The organism is Pseudoalteromonas rubra, assembly GCF_004212645.1.
GTDB classification, from domain to species: Bacteria; Pseudomonadota; Gammaproteobacteria; order Enterobacterales; family Alteromonadaceae; genus Pseudoalteromonas; species Pseudoalteromonas rubra_G.
Map to the genome: position 1 here is coordinate 138,484 of NZ_PPUZ01000036.1, position 17,884 is coordinate 156,367.

Genomic DNA, 17,884 nt, shown 5'->3' on the forward strand with positions numbered 1-17,884 from the left:
GTTAGCAACCGATGGCCTGAGATAATGGGCAGTTGTTAATCGACTCTTCCCAGCAGAAACGATTTTCTGTTGGTGCACAGTTATTGAAGTAGCTTTTTGGGCGACCACCGGCCACTTGCGGCGTTGCTTGCAATGCCAAAGTGGCTTTGTCTGCGCTGAGTCTTTTGATGTTCTTTTTGTTCAGGTTAAGCTTCATTTTGATATTCCTTTTTTAAAATTCGTTATGTTCACAAATTGAACGATATATAAGTTAGTACAAATGAATTAATATTGTTAAATTGTTTATACTGTGTAATTGTAAATAATTGTGTCGTAAAACTGACACGAACTTTCGGGCAAACCTAAAGCGCGTTTGCAACTATACTTTGCAGACCTGCATTTTTTGACTTTGACACGATTATGTTCCGCTTAATATGTTTCTGGGTGCTAGTTTGGTCATTGCCGCTAAGAGCCACCGGGCCGATACAGATCCTCTATAACGACTGGACCAGTCAGCAAGTACTTTCCCACATTGTTGCAAATATTTTTACAGAGCTGGGTTACCAGACTGAGTTTATTGAAGCGAAAACAGACGGTCAGTGGTTCTTACTCAAAGCCGGGATGGCGGACGTCCAGGTTGAAGTGTGGGAAGGGACAATGGCGGACAAGTACGCGCAGCTGATGCACAGCCAGGTGATTGTCGATCTGGGCGACTATAGTTTAAAAACCCGCGAGGACTGGTGGTATCCCTTGTATGTCAAGCAGCACTGTCCCGGGCTGCCGCATTGGCAAGCACTGATCCAGTGTGCCGAGGTGTTCGCCAGACCTGGCTCTCAGGGTAAAGGCGTTTATATTGCGGGCCCCTGGGAAAAGCCAGACAGGGCGAGGATCCGGGCATTGCAATTGCCTTTTGTGGTTGAGCAGGTCGAAAGTGGTGAGGCCCTGTGGAAAAAGCTCGCCATTGCACACAAAATCAAGCAACCCATATTAATGTTTAACTGGACGCCAAACTGGGTCGGCGCTGTGTATCCTGGCGAATTTGTTGAATTTCCTGACTATGACATCCGCTGCGAAACTGAGCCTGAGTGGGGCGTTAATTCCAAATTTTTGTTTGACTGCGGCAACCCCAAATCTGGCTGGTTAAAAAAAGTAGTCAGCACAGAGTTTTTTGACCAGCACCCTTGTCTGGCAAAGGGCCTGCGCCAGTTTGACATGAACAATACTACGCTTGAGCAGCTGGCTGCGATGGTTAACCTGGAAAATTTCACCCCAGCATTGGTTGCAAAGCACTGGCTTGAAAACAATCAGGCTAAATGGCGTAAGTGGTTTGTTGCGTGTATTAATTAGCCCTGCATAGTTAAATAAAACAACAGGGTTGCAAATCTTGAGCTAAGCTTTCAGTACCTGTCGAATTTACAAGTCAGGATGACGCTGGAGGTGCTATGAGCATCAAATTAAAACTTATTGTAAGCGTCTCAACTCTGATAACTATTGCGCTTATTGTTCTTTCACTAAGTGTTGGTATTGTAACTCAGAAAGATGTGGTCAACACGCTGACCAGCCAGATCCAACATCGCCTGGTGGGCCTCAGAGATGCGAAGAAAGAGCAGTTAACGGCGTACTTTGATTTCATCAATGGTCAGTTACTCACTTTGGCCAAAAGTGAAGCTACTCGTGATGCGGCAATCCAATTTACCAACACCTTCAAGCAAGTGGGTCCACAGCCTGATGAGGAGGCTCTGAGCCGTTATTATCGTGATGAGTTTGGGCAGGTATTTGCACAAAGAAACGGTACATCAACAGATACACGAAGTCTGATGGAGGCATTGGATACACCAGCCAGGTACTGGCAGGACAAGTACATTGCGCAAAACACCCACCCATTGGGCAGCAAAAATGCTCTGCAGGGGATACAAGATGGCAGCGGCTATGACACCTCTCACTATCTGTATCACCCCTTTTTCAATGCATTTTTAGAGCGCTTTGGCTATTACGATATCTTTATCGTCGATGCTCAGAGCGGACATGTGGTGTATTCCGTATTTAAAGAGCTAGACTATGCGACTTCTCTGTTGCGAGGTCCGTATGCTCAAAGTGGGCTCGGGGAAGTGTTCAGGGCCGCCAGAGCACTCCCTTCCGGTGAGGTCGCCTTTGTTGATTTTGCCCCTTATTTGCCTTCGTATAATGCGGCTGCGTCCTTTGTCGCGACTCCGATAGTTAAAGACGGCGACACCCTGGCAGTGCTGGTTTTTCAAATGCCGATTGACAGACTCAATGATATTCTGACTTATCAACAAAACTGGCAAGCTCGGGGGCTGGGAGCATCCGGCGAAACTTATCTGGTAGGCAGTGATTTTAAAATGCGCAGCATGAGTCGCTTTTTACTGGAAGATAAAGCCGGTTATTTGCAGGTACTCAAAAACGCGAACGTCGAGCCACAGACTATTGCCGCAATAGACAGGTTCGACACCTCGGTTGGTTTGCAAAGCGTTCGCACGCAGGCCGTAGAAGCGGCACTGTCGGGTCGCTCTGGCTTTGCCATCATTAAAGACTATCGCAATGTAGCGGTGGCATCTGCTTATACCCATGTCGAGATCAACGGTAAAACCTGGGCGCTGCTGAGCGAGTTGGACCAGTCAGAAGCCTTTGCGGATGTGGAGGAAATCACCAACCAGATCACAGTCATGGCAACCATTATTACAGCTATTCTAATCGTCATTGCGTTATTCTGCGCCTGGATACTGGGCAATATTATTGCGACGCCCATCCAAAAGATGAGCCTGTTCATCAACCGTGTTGCTACATCATTGGATCTAACTCAGCGGTTTAACGAGTCAAATAGCCAGGACGAATTGGGACAGGTAGAGCGCGCGTTAAACTCTATGTTTGAAACCTTTGCCGATACTTTAAATCAGGTGAATAGTAGCGCAGAAAACCTGTCTGGTCAGATGGGTCAGTTGCAAGCTAATTTCGCAGAGCTGACGAACAAGAGCGACACGCAAACGGACCTCACGGTGCACATTGCTGCGGCAATGGAGCAAATGGCCGCGACCTCAGAGGACGTGGCGAAAAATGCGCAGTTCACTAGCGAAGCCAGTCACGATGCAGTGAGTGCATCTGAGCAGGGGAAGAGTAACGTGGCCAAGAATATGCAGTCATCCCGCAGCCTGGAGCAGGCGATGGACCTGACCATGCAACAAATGACGGCGTTACAGGAACAATCCAACAACATAAGCCAGGTGCTGGAGGTGATCCAGACCATCGCCGAACAAACCAATTTACTGGCATTGAATGCCGCGATAGAAGCTGCGCGAGCGGGAGAGCAGGGCAGAGGGTTCTCTGTGGTGGCCGATGAGGTCAGGTCTTTGGCGCAAAGAACGCAGCAGTCGACAGAAGAAATCAACTGCATGATCCAAGGTCTGCAAAGTGGCTCGGCAAGTGCGATGTCGGCGATTCAGGAAGCGCATGCACTGACAGAAAATAACTTATCCTCAACGGATTCCACACGGGACTCTTTGCAGCACATTAACGACCAAATTTGCAAAATTGAAGCCTTCAATGAACAAATGGCAACAGCGGCAACTGAGCAAAGTGCGGTGGCCAAAGACGTTACCCAACAAATATCAGACATCACAAGCCTGGCGCAGGCTAACTGCGCGATAATCACTCAGGTCAACGAAATGGCCTCTGCTGCGGATGAGGATGCGCGATTGCTCAAGCAGCAGATCAGTAAATTTCATTTATAGCGCAGGCGCTCAGGCGGATCTGCGCACAATCAGCTTGGGTGGTAGCAGAGTATCTGTTACCGCTTCCCCTTTGATTAAATTAAGCAGGTTGTTAACCAGCATTTGTCCTGCCAATGTGGTATTTTGCTGTACCGTGGTGAGTGCGGGTGAAATAAAACTGGCAGCGGCAATATTGTCAAAGCCGACAACGGCGACATCGCCAGGCACTTCTTTACCGGCTTCTTTCAGTGCTTTCAGGGCGCCTATGGCTATCAGATCGCTTGCTGCGAACAGGGCATCAAACTGAATATTGTTTGCCAGCAAAGAGCGGGTGGCGTGATAACCAGACTCTTCGGTTGAGATAGCGTTGGCGATTTGGCGCTCGGATAAACTATGGCCCTGAGCTGCCAGAGTATCCCTAAAACCTTTGAAGCGTGCAAAAAACTCCGGGCTGTGGTCAGAGGCATCGCCGATAAATACATATTGTGAGCGGTTTTGCTGTAACAGGTGTTCGGCTGCCAGTTTGCCACCGCCGTAATTATCACAGCTTACGGTTAAGTCTTCACGTCCGTCGACGGTGGCACCCCAGCAAACAAACTTGGTGTCCTGAGCAAGCAGTTGCTGAAGCCGAGACTGGTAGTCCATATAATCACCATAACCCAGTAAAATAATGCCATCGGCACGGTGACTGTCTTCATAATCTGCTCGCCAGTCCTGGCTGGAGGATTGAAATGAAACCAGCAGGTCGTAGCCCTGTTTTGCGCAGGCGCGGGTAATGCTCCCTAGCATATTTAGAAAGAAGGGATTGATCTGTGACTCGTCCCCGGTCGGATCTTCAAACAATAACAGCGCCAGTGTGCTGCTTTGCTGAGTCCGCAGGTTACTGGCATTTTTGTCAACCTTATAATTGAGCTGCTTTGCGACTTCCCAGACGCGACGGCGGGTCTCTTCATTTACCAGCGGGCTGTTTCGCAGCGCGCGCGATACGGTAGACTGGGAGACACCCGCAAAGTGGGCGATATCAAAAGAAGTGGCTTTGCCTTTTGGTTTCATAGCGTATTTGTTCTGAGTGATAACCTGATTATTGTCAGCGAATGAATAAAATTTGCAAGCGCAATCTCCATATTGCTGCCCAGCGAGCCTAATTGACCGACCTGATCCTTATAAATAGTACCGCGCTGCAAAATAATTGCTGTGAAAATGCTCAGTTAGTGAATGACGCACCGATTGGGCGAAAATTTTTATTGCCTCCATCTGACACCGGTGTCATAATGTCACTGTTTTATCATTTTGTTGTCAAAACGTATTGGCTGTCCCTCCGGGGACAGCATTTTTTCAGCTGAACGTGCAAAGTTATCTTGCTGAATCTTGGCATCATCACCCAAGCCAGTTACCTTGGAAGTTGTGCACTCAGTGCACCCGGATAAAAGAGAAAAACAACATGAGCCAGACAACACCTCATAGCTCGAATGACAAAGACCAGGCTTTTGAGCCTATTGTCGTTGCCGATATTGGCGGCACCAACGCCCGCTTTGCTGTCGTAACCCATTACGATCCGAGCACCAATCAGTTTATTATTAGTCATCAGTCTACGTATCCCAGCGCCGAATTCCCCTCTTTTGAAACAGCCATCAGTCGCTACCTTAATGAACTGCCAATCACCAAACCAACACGAGCGTGTTTGGCTGTTGCGGGTCCTGTAAAAGCACAGCAGGTTTATCTGACTAACCTTGGCTGGCAGTTCAATAGCCAGGATATTAAACAGGAGTTTGGTTTCAATGAATTGGCCGTCATCAATGATTTTGCTGCCTTTGCCTATGCCGCACCTTACCTGGATCCAAAACAAAACATAGAAATAAAATCAGGTCAGGCCCAGGCGGGAGCCAATATTGCGGTGATGGGGCCGGGGACCGGGTTTGGCGCAGCGTGTCTGGCCCGCGACATTAACGGCAGCGCGGTGATGAGTTGTGAAGCCGGCCATATCAGTCTGGCCGCAGTCACTGAGCTGGATCAGCAACTGCTGGCCGCGCTCAAGCAGGAGATAGCCCATGTCTCTGTTGAAGAAGTGTTTTCAGGTCGTGGTCTGGCGCATTTGTATCAGGCAATGGCAAAAGTAAAAGGTGTGCCTGCTGAGCGATTAAGTGCAGCGCAGATCAGTGAGCGTGCCGCTGAGTGCGATATTTGCGATGCCACCTTAAATCATTTCTGCGACTGGATTGGCAGTGTGGCGGGCGATCTGTCTTTAACCTTCGGTGCTCTGGGTGGGGTGTTTATTGGCGGTGGTATTTTACCGCGCATGGCCGAGCGACTAAAATCAAGTCAGTTTACAGAGCGCTTTGTTACCAAAGGACCGATGAGCCAGTATGCAGGCCAGATCCCCGTCACCTTAGTGGTGCAGGAAAATATTCCTTTGATTGGTGCTGCGGCGTGTTTACATGAGCGCGCGAGTACCAGATAGCCAGGACAAGTGTAATGAAAAAAGTGACCATTAACAGCGTCGCACAGTATGCGGGGGTGTCGAAAAAGACCGTATCCCGTGTACTGAATAATGAGCCCAATGTCAGCCCGGCAACCCGAGAAAAAGTGCTCAAGGTGTTTAAAGAGCTCGACTACCGACCCAACCCCATTGCCCGGGGACTGGCGCGTAATAAGAGCTTTATAATTGGTTGCCTTTACGACAACCCCAGTAAAAGTTATATCACCCGGGTGCAAAGTGGTGCTCTAGAGGCGTGTCATAAGCACAATTACAACTTGCTTATTCATCCGTGCGAACTCAGGGGCGAAGCATTGATTGATAATATCGATCAATTGCTGACTACGTCTCGTCTCGATGGTCTGGTGTTGACGCCGCCTTTCTCGGACTCTCGGGAGTTAATCGAATTTCTTAAGCAAAAGAACATCAATTATGCACTGGTGGCATCCGCTATCCAGGACGATGATTCGATTTCTGTTTGTAGCAATGACGAGCAGGGGGCCTTTGAGCTAACCGAGCACCTGATTGCGCTTGGACACACAGACATCGCGTTTATTAAAGGTCATCCAGATCACAGCGCGACAGAAAATCGTTTTAACGGATATAAACGGGCGCTTGAGCAGCACCAAATTCCATTGCAAGAGCGACTTGTCGCCGAGGGTAACTTCAGTTATCACTCCGGGGCTGACAGCGCCAAAGCGATATTAGATTTGAATCCCAGGCCCTCTGCGGTATTCGCATCAAACGACTACATGGCGGCTGCGGTACTGAAGCTGGCGACACAACGCCAGTTACGGGTACCGGAGGATTTGTCCATTGCAGGATTCGATAACGCGCCGATCGCCAGACATATCTGGCCGGGTCTGACGACCATTGCGCAACCAGTGGAAGAGATGACTCGCCAGGCGGTAGAACAATTGATTTTGCAGATCTCAGAGCCGCAGGACACGGTTTATCAGTGTGTTCTCGAAGCGCGCCTGATCACCCGTGAATCAACGGCTGCAAACCACTAAATCCCATTTTTATACTTGCCCAAAGCCCGGCCATCATTGGTCGGGCTTTTTTGTTCATTATTTGGTCATTGATGAAATTTAGACTAAATTTAATGTAAGGGTTGACACCGGTGTCAGAAACGTGAGTAAATATGGTGACACCGGTGTCAGGTTGGGGTGAGAGACAACCTGACAGCGTACCTTTGAACGGGTAAATCAAAGCTGCTCAGTACAGGGAGAGCTGTACTGAGCCTTTTCCTCTAACAATAGAGAGTTGAATTATGTTGCATCCTCGAATTCATGAAGTCACTCAACGCGTTATCACCCGCAGTCAGCAATCTCGTCAGGCCTATCTTGAGCGCATAGAACAAGCAAAAAAACAAACTCGCGTCAGAGCCGGACTTGGCTGTGGTAACCTGGCACACGTGATGGCGGCCTGTTCGAGCAGTGACAAAGCCAGATTAAAAGCCGATGAACAGCCTAACCTGGCGATCATCAATGCCTACAATGACATGTTGTCTGCCCATGTCCCTTATAAAGAATACCCAGATCAAATCAAAGCCATTGCTGAAAAGTTTGATGCCACGGCGCAGGTTGCCGGTGGTGTCCCTGCGATGTGTGACGGTGTAACACAAGGGCGTGATGGCATGGAGTTGTCGTTGTTCTCTCGTGATGTTATCGCAATGTCGACGGCGGTTGCCCTGTCACATGATGTATTTGACGGTGTGTTTTGTCTGGGCGTGTGCGACAAAATCGTCCCGGGGTTACTGATTGGCGCGCTGTCATTTGGTCACCTTCCTGTTTACTTCCTGCCTGCCGGTCCGATGCAGTCGGGTATTCCAAACAAAGAAAAGGCACGTGTCAGACAGAAGTTTGCGCAAGGGCTGGTCAGCCGTGAAGAGTTACTTGAAGCAGAAAGTGCGTCTTACCACAGTGCGGGTACCTGTACTTTCTATGGCACCGCCAACTCAAACCAGATGTTGATGGAAATAATGGGTCTGCATTTACCGGGCAGTTCATTTATCAACCCGTACACTGAATTGCGCGAAGGCCTTACAGCCAGTGCGGTTGAGACCATGTTGAAGCAACTGTTGGGCGATGGTCCGGTTAACAGTCTGGCGGATGTCGTCAGCGAAAAAACCGTCATTAACGGCCTGGTTGGTTTGCTGGCTACGGGTGGGTCTACCAACCATGCTATCCACCTGGTGGCGATGGCCAAAGCCGCAGGTGTTCAAATCACCTGGAAAGACATGGCCGACTTGTCTGAAGTGGTGCCATTACTGACACGTATCTATCCCAATGGTTCAGCGGATGTGAATCACTTCCAGGCTGCCGGTGGTATGGGCTTCTTGATGCGCGAATTGCGTGATGCCGGTTACCTGCACAATGATGTTAAAACCATCGTTGGTGAAGGTTTAGATGCCTACACCCAGGAGCCAGTACTGGATGTTGACCCTACACTCATCATGACTGACAGCACGGGTCCTGCGAAAGTGAAGTGGGTAGATTGCCCGGCAGACTCCTTAGATGAGGAGGTACTCAGACCGGTATCGAATCCATTTAACAAACAGGGCGGTTTGCAGCTGCTCAGCGGTAACTTAGGCAAGTCAGTGATCAAGGTGTCGGCGGTTGCAGAGCAACATCAGGTGGTCACGGCGCCTGCCAAAGTGTTCAGTTCACAAGCTGCACTGCAAGAAGCGTATACCCGTGGCGAGCTAAACCAGGACTTTATTGCCGTACTGAAAGAGCAAGGTCCGAAGGCAAAAGGGATGCCTGAGCTACATAAATTGACGCCGGTAATGGCAAGCTTGCAGGACGAAGGCTTCAAAGTCGCCATTGTCACCGACGGCCGGATGTCAGGTGCATCGGGTAAAGTGCCAGCGGCGATTCACCTGGCACCAGAAGCCGTTGAAGGCGGGCCGATTGCAAAAGTGCGTGAGGGCGATTTGATCACGCTGGATGCACCTAAAGGTGAACTGGTTCTGCATGTTAGCGATGAAGAGCTGGCACAGCGCGAAATTGAATTAACGGAAGTAGGGCCAACTTTTGGTACGGGTCGTGAGCTATTTAGCGGCTTTAGAAACATTGTCAGCAGCGCCGATTTAGGTGCAAGTGCATTCGGCATAGAAGAATAACAGCAACTGGGAATGAGGACATTATGAGCATTAAAGAGATTTTATCAGCGGCGCCGGTAGTACCCGTTATCGTCATTGATGACCTGGAAGATGCCGTGCCACTGGCACAGGCGCTATATCGTGGTGGTTTGCGTGCACTGGAAGTGACGTTACGCACACCGGTTGCTGCACAAGCGGTTAAAGCCATGAAAGAAGCCGTACCTGAGGCCTATGTAGGGACTGGAACCGTTGTCGACAAAGCCTCATTCGATGCTTCCGTCGAAGCTGGTGCTGATTTTATGGTGAGCCCGGGCGTCAGCTCTGAGCTACTGGCGCTGGCAAAAGACTCGGACATTCCGTTTCTGCCAGGGGCCGCAACGCCAAGTGAAGCAATGGAACTGGCTGCACAGGGCTTTAAATTTCTTAAGTTTTTCCCGGCAGAGGCAGCCGGCGGGACTGCCATGCTGAAATCAATCGGCGGTCCGCTACCTCAGGTGACATTTTGTCCAACTGGTGGGATAAGCCTCGAGACAGCGCCTAATTATCTGGCACTTAAAAATGTGATTTGTGTTGGCGGAACCTGGATGCTGGATAAAACACTGATCGCAAACAAAGACTGGCAAGCCATTGAAGCGCTTGCTCGACAAGCAAGTGAAGTAAACTAATTTAGGGGAATAGGGTTATGATTAATATTGCAATTAATGGCTATGGCCGTATCGGTCGAAATGTACTCAGAGCACTGTATGAATCAGGTCAGAATGATCAGGTAAAGATTGTTGCCATTAACGACTTGGCACCTGCGCAAACCAACGCACACCTGACGCAGTTTGACTCTGTACATGGGCGTTTTAACTTCCCGGTTGAACTAAAAGACAATACGCTCGTCATCGGTGAAGACGAGATCACACTGACTCAGGAGCGCGACCCAGCCCAATTACCCTGGCGCGACCTGAACGTAGACATCGTACTTGAATGTACCGGCCTGTTTACTTCACGCGAAACAGCGGGCAAGCACATCGCTGCGGGTGCGAAAAAAGTCATCGTATCTGCCCCTGGCACAGATATGGATGCCACCGTTGTGCATGGCGTAAACAGTGAAGTGCTCAATGCGGATTGCAATATCATTTCAAACGCGTCTTGTACAACCAACTGTTTGGCGCCAGTGGCCAAAGCGCTTAACGATACTATCGGCATTGAGCAAGGCAGCATGACAACCATTCATGCCTACACCAATGACCAAAACTTGTGCGATGTGTACCATAAAGACTTGTACCGTGCGCGCAGTGCTACACAGTCGATGATCCCGACCAAAACCGGTGCTGCTAAAGCGGTAGGCCTGGTGTTGCCTGAACTTGCGGGTAAACTAGATGGTATGGCAGTGCGTGTACCAACTGTGAATGTATCTTTGGTAGACCTGACCTTTATTGCCAAGCGTGAGACCTCTGCTGAGGAAGTTAACGAGATCCTAAAAGGCGCAGCTGAGGGCGCAATGGCGGGCATTCTTGAATATAACACCTTGCCGCTGGTTTCTGTCGACTTCAATCATCATCCGGCATCGTCAATCTTTGATGCGACTCAGACCAAAGTGGATGGCAAGCTGGTTAAAGTGATGGCCTGGTACGACAACGAATGGGGTTTCTCAAACCGTATGCTCGATCAGGTAAAAGTACTCGGCGGCTTTTTATAAGCTAAGCTCGTAAGTAAGTGTTTCTTGCGCCATATCAGCCCTGCATAATGCAGGGCTTTTTTGTGGCCGATTAAGCACCCTAGCTCAAGCTGGTTTGTTTACCTTTTTTAACGCCAAAGTTGGGTGATTAGCCGCGTGGTGTTTGCACCTTAGGGTCAATTTTTATTACACTGCGCACAATTTTAGTTAACGACAAAGAAATAACATGAAAGAAGGGTTTAAAGTTCCCCATACGCTCATCCTGCTACTGTCTATGATGCTGGTGGCCTATCTTGCGACCTGGCTGGTCCCGCAAGGTTTCTTCGATACTGTCACACTCGACAATGGCCGTCAGGCTGTCGTGCCAGGCACCTATGCGCTTGCCGAGGCGCAAACTCGCTTAACGCCCATGGACTTCCTGGTTGCTATTCCGCGCGCGTTTGCCGCTGCACAGGATGTCATTTTCTTTGTTTTCATTGTCGGTGGTGTATTAGCCATCGCGCGTGCTACTGGCACCATTGATGCCTTGATTGGTCGTTTGCTTGAGCGCTTTGGTCACAAGCCAAACATTCTGATTTTTATGGTGGTGTTTTGTTTTGCGCTGGCTTCAGGCGCGATTGGTACAGCGGGCGAATATATTCCTTTTGTGCTAATCCTGGTGGGTCTGTGTAAGGCAATGCGTCTGGATGCCATGACCGCCGTGGGCATGGTGGTCGCGGGCTACGGTATTGGTTACGGCGTATCTGCCTTTAACCCGTTCACAGTGATGGTGGCGCAAAAGGTGGCAGACATTCCGGTTTATTCGGGGATTGAGTTGCGCCTGGCGATTTTCTTGCCGTTCGTATTAATTGGTTTCCACCATGTGTGGAGCTACGCCAAAAAGGTACAGGCCAACCCGGAATTATCTCTGACCAAAGGCCTGCCTTGTCCTTTAGCCGGTACCGCTGAGGCAAATTACCCTGCACTCAATAAACGCCATCAAATGATCCTATTTGGTCTGATTGCGGCCATTGCCACGGCGGTTTGGGGGATTTCTCAAAAAGGCTGGTATCTGTATGAACTGGGTGCTGTGTTTATTTCCTGGGGTATATTTACCACAGTAGTGGGCCAGATCGGCGCAGATCGCGCAGCAAACGAATTTATCGAAGGTGTTAAAGACTTGGCAAGTACTGCGATTCTAGTCGGTGTCGCACGGGGTATTGCACTTATCATGGAAGACGGTCAAATACTGCATACGCTGGTTTACGCCATGTCTTCACCTTTATCACATTTAGGCGCTGAACTGGCAGCTGTTGGCATGTTCATTATGCAAACTTTGCTGAATCTGTTTATTCCATCGGGTAGTGGCCAGGCCTATGTCACTATGCCGCTGATGGCGCCGGTGGGTGACATTATTGGTGTGTATCGTCAGGTTGCAGTCCTTGCCTATCAGTTTGGTGATGGCTTCTCGAATATGATTATTCCAACCAATGCGGTGCTGATGGGGATCATTGGTATGGCAGGTGTGCCTTACCACTTGTGGTTCCGCTTCTGTCTGCCTTTGTTTGGCAAACTGATGCTGGCCGCATCCGTTGTACTCGTACTGGCGGTCACGTTTGGATACGGTGAAGATGTGCAGCCAAAAGTGGAGGCGACTGCGCAAGTCCAGTCGTAACTAGTTTAGCACAGCCCGCAGAGCGCTAGCTTTGTGGGCTTCCTCTCTCCCCAAAAACAGAATAGTCTCGCTTTCACTCCATCCGCACATAACTAAAAAGTGCTAACTGCCAGTTTGCCAGCCTGTATCTTATAAAACAGACGTATCAGGTTGAAACTTTCCATTCATGTTAACCAATGGATAACTTTTAGTAGTTATTTTCTTGACAATGGAAAAGTCGAAGTGCTAGAAATAGTTTGAACCCAAAAAAGGAACTAACAATGAAAATAAAGAAACAACCCCTTGCTGGCCTCATCGCCGCACTGCTCAGCGTGAGTGCATCAGCAACAACAGACCGTGACTACCAGCACCGCTGGCTTGACCCAAATGGCGACCCCATGCTGGCCCTGCAGTGGAATTTGCTGAACTCTGGGGCGCTGGAGAACACCCAATCTGGCATAGATTTAAATCTATGGCAAACCCATATCTGGGGTCATAAAGGGCAGGATGTGCTGGTTGCCGTTGTGGACTCGGGCGTTGATATGGAACATGCTGATCTGGACACCAATACGATAGATGATCCTCAGATTTATCCTGACCCTAATGTAAATGGTGATCACGGCACTATGGTCGCCGGGATTATCGCCGCGGTACAAAACAACGTTGGTGTACGTGGCGTGGCTCCAATGGCCAAGGTTACGGCGTTTGCTAACTATGGTGGGACGTTTGAAAGTCATGAGCAGTGGAAAATCAGTCACGGCTATGATGGCGACGTCTCGGATAACTCAACCACTGACCGGATCCGGGTCTTCAATAAAAGTTATGGTATGAGCCCGGCGGTCAGTCTTCCCTATACTTTTTCTAAAACGGTCAAAGATAACCAGGGCAAGAATGTACTGATGTTCAGTCAGCCTGAGCAGGAAAAGATCTACGAAGCGGTTTCTCTGTCCACTGATCAAGATCCCCGCACAGCGGTGTATGTACAAGCAGCGGGCAATTCGTACCTGAACTCGCGTATTCATTATTTCACAGAAAATGGGCTAGCCTTCTATGGTTATAGTTTTCCGATTGGAGATAATTATGGGTTACCCTGGACAAATGGTAACTCGCTTTACACGCCCGCCAATTTCTGGAACCTGACAGTAAGTGCACTCAGTGCGGACGGTGTGCTGTCCAGCTACTCTACGGTTGGCAGCAACGTGTTTTTGACGGCTCCAGGAGGGTTGGACAGAGGCACGCCAGGCCACGCAACGACACGTATTTCCTGTGCCTGGTATCTGGAAAACATCGATGCAAACTTTGACTGCAGTAGTTACGATGATTTTACTGTACGTATGAATGGTACGTCTTCTGCAGCGCCGAATACGTCCGGCGCGATTGCCCTGTTGCTGTCTGCTGCGCAGCAGCAAAACCATGACCTCACGCCACGTGACATTCGCCACCTGTTGGCGCGCACAGCCACAAAAGTGGACCCTGCACGTGCCGATATTGAGGTGAATGGCATTACCGCCTTAGAAGGTTGGAGTACCAATGCAGCAGGCCACACCTTCTCGCCGTACTACGGTTTTGGTCTGATTGATGTGGATAAAGCAACTGAGTTGGTACGTCGCTACGCCATTGAACAGTTACCTTCTGAGCTGGTTAAAACGCCTTGGTATGGCTTGAATGAAGCCGTTAATGCGACCATAGCTGATGACGCCAGCCAGACGACCACCGCCACGATTAATGTGACGGATGATCTGTTCATTGAAGGCGTTCAGATCCGGTTAAATGCACAGCATGCACGTATTTCAGATCTGAAAATAGAGCTGGAGTCACCCAGTGGTACTCGCAGCATTTTGATGTCGCCGTTCAATAATCTGGTTGGCCAGCATCTGGGTTTACCAGAGCAGTCAGCGGGGAGCCAGGATGGCTATACGGACCATTTGATGCTCAGCTACAAGTTCTGGGATGAAAAAGCCAATGCCGGAAGTGGTCAGTGGAAACTGCATATCACAGATATGAGTAATGAAGCACGCGCACTTGGAATCTATGACTTAGACACGGGTCGTCGATACTATCAGTTGGACAATAATGCTGAGGCGGGTGTGTTACAAAGCTGGTCTATCCGTATTCTTGGTCATAAGAGCAAAGTCACAAAGAAAAAAGCGCTTTAGATTTTTGCAGGATATGAGGCTATTTAGTTAACTTAAAAAAAAGCAGCGCTCAATGAATTGAGGCGCTGCTTTTTTATGTTGTGCTATTACGACTTATCGGGCTTAGAATGTTGCGCGGTAGCGAACGCCAAATTCGCTGGCATCATTGCTCTTAATAACCAGGATGTAGTCTCCGGTGTTGAGACGTGCATCGTCGTAACGCTCATCAAAGATATTGCGGCCATACAGTGAGATATCCCAGTTAGCATTGGCTGGTGCGTATGAAATATCAAAGTTTACTGTGGTACGGTCGTCAATTTGAGTCATGCGGCGCGGATCTGAGCTCGGCTCACCATACATGCTGTCGCGGTATGAAACATCAAAACGGGTGTTTACCGTTGCGTTGTTGTCCAGTTCAAACTCATAAGACGGGCTGATCGACGCAGTCCACTCTGGCGTCAGAGGGGCAACCGGCTTGATGCCATTTTGCTCTTCTACATCTACATCCATAAAGCCGAAGCTTGAATGCAGAGTAAATTGGTCAGTGACGTAGTAGGTGCTTTCAAATTCGATACCACGTGACGTTTGCTCAACGATCAGGTTGTTGGTGTCGAAGCCAGAATCTGTTACTACGTTAACCTGATAAGGTAAGTCTTCATATTCAGTATTGAAAAACGCCACGCTCATGCTGAAGTCGTTAGTCAGCTGGCCTTTGAAACCCGTTTCATAGTTGATTGCGCTGATATTTTCGCTTGCCATGAAGGCATTATTTGCGCGCACAGCTGCTGCGGCATTTGGGTTATCAAAGCCACCTTCACCAAAGAACTGACCGATCAGGAAGTATGGACGGGCAGGGTATTGACCAGACTGGTAACCAGTTTGAACTGTGCCGTACCAGTTAAGGCCATTCTCAAAGGTATAATTCGCGGCAACTTCCCATGAGATTTCATCCCAATCTTTGCTTGAATAAATGGTGCCGACAGGGTCGAATACATTCGTCGATGCGGTTTTTTCGTCTTCTGTGTAACGCACACCACCACTTAGGCGTAAGTCATCTGTCAGGTCATAGCCCAGGTTAAAGAATATTGCGCGACTGGTCGTTTCCTGATCCAGCTCCAACTTAGTCGGACCACCATCAAAGCTTGCTTCGTCCGGGCTCTGACGGTTGCTGCCTTCTTCGTTAAACCAGTAAATACCAGTAACAAAGTCAGCACGGCCCAGGTAGCCGGTCAGTTGCAGCTCAACAGAGGTTTGATCTGCTTCGCCACGCTCAGGGTAGTGATCAAGCGCGACTGCGGTGCCGTCGTCATCCAGACCCGCTTTATATTCTGATGAGCGCTTACTGAAGATGAATTTAGTACCATAATCGGCGTTGATGTCATACTCAGCAGTCAGTGAGAGTCCGTTTGCTTTGTTTGAAACGGTTGCAGTGTCGATACTGCTAGTCGCGTTGTCGTATGGATCGGCGGCAACCATCGCATTGCGTAAGCCTGCTTTATAAAGACGGCCTTCCGGCATCTCGTCGATTAACACAGTAAACGGACGAGTACCACCTTCACCATCGTTGGCGTCAGCCGTCAGTACCAGACGCAGGTCATCAGTAGGGGTGTATTTAACAGAGACACGGCCGTGGAATTCCTGGTTCTCACCCACATCGTACTCAGCATATGGCAGGTTAGTGAACTCACCTAAACCACCGCGGCGGTTAAAGCCCATGTTGAAGTTAAACGCCAGTTCATCTGTTACGGCCTGGTTGGTAAACATGCTGGCTTTAACACGTCCACGTGTGCCTGTCTCGGCGCTCACCTTAGTCACAGCTTCCTGATCTGGTTGCTTAGTGATGATGTTAATGGCGCCACCGATTGAGTTACGGCCATACAGCGTACCCTGAGGGCCACGCAATACTTCAATACGCTCGATGTTGGCCAGGTTCCAGTTTTGCCCAACTTGACGGCCCAGGTAAACACCATCAACATAAACGCTGACGCCAGGATCTGTGGTGATCAGGTGGTCCTGTAAACCAATACCGCGAATAAACGGGTTGGCAGAGGAGTTGTGACCAGCTGAGAAGCCGGTAATATTCAGGTTTGGAACAAATTTGCCCACGTCAGTGATGTCTGAGATACCTTGTGCATCCAGATCATCTCCTGAGAATGCACTCATAGCGATCGGTACTTCATAGATAACCTGTGAACGCTTGGTCGCGGTTACCGTGATAGCTTCGATTTTTGATTTCTCAGCTTGTGCTTCTTCAGCCAAAATTGGGGCTGAAGATAAGCCGGCCATTGCCAGTGCCATGGCGGTTGCGATCGGAGTAAGATTGCGTGCTGTGGTGCTCATGTATGTTCCTCAAGTTAGAAACGGTTAATTTTAAATCTCGTGTGTGGTGGTTTCTGCGAGGGTAGTCGCCAACCTGGTTGAATGGCTATCGCTGAGCTGACTTTTGACATTTATAAAATTGACGCGCACAAAAAAGCAATCACCATATGGGGACTGCACGACTTTTATTAACAAGAATTTTAAGAATGAAAGGTCAGCAAAAGCTGCTATTCGGTTGGGCGTGCATTCTACAATGGAATGAAATAATTTTGCAATGAAAAATGGTTTAATTTTTTTATTTTGGCGAATTGTTGCATTGCTTTGTCTACTAATCAGGTAAATTTACATGAATGTACCTTTTTAGTAAAAAGTGGCAGTAATTAAAATGATTATTTCATAATTAGAAACAAACTGTGTGTGCAGTTTTGCTCTTGTCGTGAAATTTATGCTAGCGTGATGCTTTGCATTGGACCCGGATTAGGGTGAAAAAGTCGTTAGGTCAGGAAGGGAATATGGATTTAAAAAGCGGTTGAGTTTGTTTTTCTTTGACAGAACTGGGTTAAAGCGAAAAGTCAGCTGACAATGAGACCGGGCAAAGGTGGGGGTAAATTGAGCAATTTGCCGCGCCTATTCGAATATTATGACAAGCTGGGCGAATTTTGTTCGCCTTGTTGCAATCAGCGCTAGACAATTGGTCTAAGTCCCTTGAGTATCCCTGCCCAATGTGAAAAAATTCGACACAATTAAAATCCAGTTAATACCAATTTGCTTAATTAAGTGTTCTATTTTGAGGCGAGAAAATAGGGTCGATAACAAGGCAAAAATTTTGCTATTTAGTTGTTCTAAAT

The 17,884-nt window shown here is 48.8% G+C and carries 12 protein-coding genes; 9 read left to right on the forward strand and 3 right to left on the reverse strand.

The features are described from left to right. Window position 1 precedes the first annotated feature (1 nt). Window positions 2-196 carry a hypothetical protein gene (locus C3B51_RS13925; protein WP_125719508.1) on the reverse strand — a complete coding sequence of 65 codons (195 nt, stop codon included), beginning with the start codon at window positions 194-196 and terminating at the stop codon, window positions 2-4. Window positions 197-423: 227 nt separating this feature from the next. On the opposite strand from C3B51_RS13925, the gene C3B51_RS13930 reads away from it, so the two are divergent. Next, window positions 424-1,326, forward strand: a complete 903-nt coding sequence (locus tag C3B51_RS13930) for an ABC transporter substrate-binding protein (RefSeq protein WP_240701904.1) — start codon at window positions 424-426, stop codon at window positions 1,324-1,326. Window positions 1,327-1,421: 95 nt separating this feature from the next. After that, window positions 1,422-3,725, forward strand: coding sequence for a methyl-accepting chemotaxis protein (locus C3B51_RS13935; protein WP_130245417.1), 2,304 nt, complete (start codon window positions 1,422-1,424; stop codon window positions 3,723-3,725). A gap of 9 nt (window positions 3,726-3,734) precedes the next feature. On the opposite strand, the gene C3B51_RS13940 is transcribed toward C3B51_RS13935, so the two are convergent. Further along, window positions 3,735-4,757, reverse strand: a complete 1,023-nt coding sequence (locus C3B51_RS13940) for a LacI family DNA-binding transcriptional regulator (protein ID WP_130245418.1) — start codon at window positions 4,755-4,757, stop codon at window positions 3,735-3,737. A 388-nt stretch (window positions 4,758-5,145) separates the two neighbouring features. Between C3B51_RS13940 and glk the strand changes: the two genes are divergently transcribed. The 7 genes from glk (at window position 5,146) to C3B51_RS24075 (ending at window position 14,738) form a co-directional block, all read left to right on the forward strand. Continuing rightward, a complete protein-coding gene (gene glk, locus C3B51_RS13945) occupies window positions 5,146-6,162 on the forward strand; it encodes a glucokinase (protein WP_130245419.1) in 1,017 nt (338 codons plus the stop codon). A 14-nt stretch (window positions 6,163-6,176) separates the two neighbouring features. Further along, a complete protein-coding gene (locus C3B51_RS13950) occupies window positions 6,177-7,190 on the forward strand; it encodes a LacI family DNA-binding transcriptional regulator (RefSeq protein WP_130245420.1) in 1,014 nt (337 codons plus the stop codon). Between the two features lie 260 nt (window positions 7,191-7,450). Beyond that, window positions 7,451-9,304 (forward strand): phosphogluconate dehydratase, encoded by a 1,854-nt coding sequence (gene edd, locus C3B51_RS13955; RefSeq protein ID WP_130245421.1) that lies wholly within the window; start codon window positions 7,451-7,453, stop codon window positions 9,302-9,304. A gap of 23 nt (window positions 9,305-9,327) precedes the next feature. Next, entirely contained in the window at window positions 9,328-9,948 is a 621-nt protein-coding gene (locus C3B51_RS13960; RefSeq protein WP_046003175.1) for a bifunctional 4-hydroxy-2-oxoglutarate aldolase/2-dehydro-3-deoxy-phosphogluconate aldolase, read from the forward strand. A 17-nt stretch (window positions 9,949-9,965) separates the two neighbouring features. Next, a complete protein-coding gene (gene gap / locus C3B51_RS13965; protein ID WP_046003174.1) occupies window positions 9,966-10,970 on the forward strand; it encodes a type I glyceraldehyde-3-phosphate dehydrogenase in 1,005 nt (334 codons plus the stop codon). A gap of 205 nt (window positions 10,971-11,175) precedes the next feature. Further along, the gene (locus C3B51_RS13970; protein WP_125719522.1) at window positions 11,176-12,603 is read left to right on the forward strand and encodes a YfcC family protein; all 1,428 of its coding nucleotides are present in this window, start codon (window positions 11,176-11,178) and stop codon (window positions 12,601-12,603) included. A 260-nt stretch (window positions 12,604-12,863) separates the two neighbouring features. Beyond that, window positions 12,864-14,738, forward strand: coding sequence for a S8 family serine peptidase (locus tag C3B51_RS24075; protein WP_130245422.1), 1,875 nt, complete (start codon window positions 12,864-12,866; stop codon window positions 14,736-14,738). Window positions 14,739-14,840: 102 nt separating this feature from the next. On the opposite strand, the gene C3B51_RS13980 is transcribed toward C3B51_RS24075, so the two are convergent. Then, window positions 14,841-17,057: a TonB-dependent receptor gene (locus C3B51_RS13980; RefSeq protein WP_130245423.1), complete on the reverse strand. Its 2,217-nt coding sequence runs from the start codon at window positions 17,055-17,057 to the stop codon at window positions 14,841-14,843. Window positions 17,058-17,884: the final 827 nt, after the last annotated feature.